Genomic DNA, 255 nt, shown 5'->3' on the forward strand with positions numbered 1-255 from the left:
TGCGGTTTATCCGGTGCGTAAACCGCTGTGCGGTTTATCGCGATAAGGTAAATCCCTTTGGGATTTACGGTCTGTGCCGAGCAAATCCGACGGATTTGTCTCGCGTAAGGGACGTTCTGATTTTACCCAAGCAAAAAGGCCGCTTGTAGGCGGCCCTTGCGTTTCGGCTTGGCCGAGCGTTTGTTCAGAGAAGATTTTCGGTTTGTTTTCGCCGCTGCCTTGTCCTTCTCGGCTATGCCTCGAAGGGGAGCGGCG

The 255-nt window shown here is 54.1% G+C and carries 1 protein-coding gene; it reads right to left on the reverse strand.

Going from position 1 to position 255, the window contains the following annotated elements; all coding sequences use genetic code 11:
* Positions 1 to 6 precede the first annotated feature (6 nt).
* The coding region (locus C6558_RS40580) for a hypothetical protein (protein ID WP_210205735.1) at positions 7 to 255 on the reverse strand (249 nt) is incomplete at its 5' end.

The sequence above is a fragment of the Ensifer sp. NM-2 genome (assembly GCF_003024455.1).
Classification (GTDB): domain Bacteria; phylum Pseudomonadota; class Alphaproteobacteria; order Rhizobiales; family Rhizobiaceae; genus Ensifer; species Ensifer canadensis.